Raw genomic sequence first — 437 nt, forward strand, 5'->3', positions numbered from 1 at the left:
ATATATGTATATTATAAAAAATGAGGCAGCAATTGGTGAAAAAAATAAATTAACTCAATCAAATACTTTTTTTAATAACTATGCTTTTGCCCATGTTAGATTTCATGAAACCTTTAATACTATTTTAAATAAATTCTCTTTATATGATATTTTCTTAGTGGATATGAATGGTACAGTAATATACAGTACCTTTAAAGAAAAAGATTATGCAACAAATTTGAGAAGTGGACCTTATTCAAAAAGTGGCTTAGCTTTAGTTAATGAAAAATCATATGGACTAAAAAAAGGCGAAGTTGCATTTTCTGATTTTAAACCCTATGAACCAAGTTATAATACTCCAGCTTCTTTTATTGCAACACCTGTATTTAATGATCAAAAAAGAAGAGTGGGAAATTTAATAATGCAGTTTCCTATCAATGTGATTAACAGTATTATGA

1 pseudogene is annotated in these 437 nt (G+C 26.5%); it reads left to right on the forward strand.

Annotated elements, in window-relative coordinates:
* Window positions 1-437 (forward strand): annotated as a pseudogene (locus CRV02_RS14915) (methyl-accepting chemotaxis protein); the annotation flags it as partial.

Source organism: Arcobacter sp. CECT 8989 (assembly GCF_004116715.1).
GTDB lineage: Bacteria > Campylobacterota > Campylobacteria > Campylobacterales > Arcobacteraceae > Halarcobacter.